This window comes from Acinetobacter sp. 'aerobic (ED)' (assembly GCF_904886855.1).
GTDB lineage: Bacteria > Pseudomonadota > Gammaproteobacteria > Pseudomonadales > Moraxellaceae > Acinetobacter > Acinetobacter courvalinii.
The window spans coordinates 1-724 of sequence record NZ_CAJHGI010000020.1; the positions used below are offsets into that span (position 1 = coordinate 1).

General features: G+C 51.1%; 1 pseudogene. It reads right to left on the reverse strand.

The window, feature by feature from the left end:
* A pseudogene (locus tag JO943_RS18450) lies at positions 1-724 on the reverse strand (hypothetical protein); the annotation flags it as partial.

Consider the following 724-nt stretch of genomic DNA (forward strand, 5'->3'; position numbering starts at 1 on the left):
TACGTTAACTGCATCAGTTCCTGCAACACCCGGTCCTACATTGCTGATGGTCGTGCCCGCAGCATCAATACCAGACTTGGTCACGCTTGGACCGCCAGTAATGGTCATACCGTCGTTGTTAATAACCGTATCACCCGCAGTCACGCTATCCACTTTCAGGTCACGGTTCAGGCTGTACTTGATGTTGTTGCCTTCTTTCGCAACTTGCAGGTTTTCTTCGCCGTCTGCTGTGCCGATATCAACGGTATCTCCCGCTTTCACAGCACCACTGTTGGCACCGTTCGACTGTAAATTCCAGCCTTTGTCCAGTTCAGTAATTGCATCGCCGACATTGTTCAGGCTGGTGCCATTCACGCTGTAGTTCGGTGCAGAGACTGTGCCGTCCGGATTCACCGTTGAACCACCACCCAAGGCATCTGCTGTGCTTTGTGCAGTATTGTGTAACTGGCTACCGTTAATCGCATCTTTCGAATCTGGATTGATATCGCCATCGGCTACATTGGTGACTTTAGTTCCTGCAGCATCAATACCTGACTTGGTCATGCTTGGGCCGCCGGCAATGGTCACACCGTCCGTATTCATCACGGTATCGCCTGCTGTTACGCTGTCGACGTTCAGGTCTTTGGCCAGTTCAATCGCCACTTTACCGTCTTGAACTTTGGTGCTGATATTTGAATCAGCGCCAACCACATCAACCGCTTCGCCCAGTTTCTTCTGAACAGTG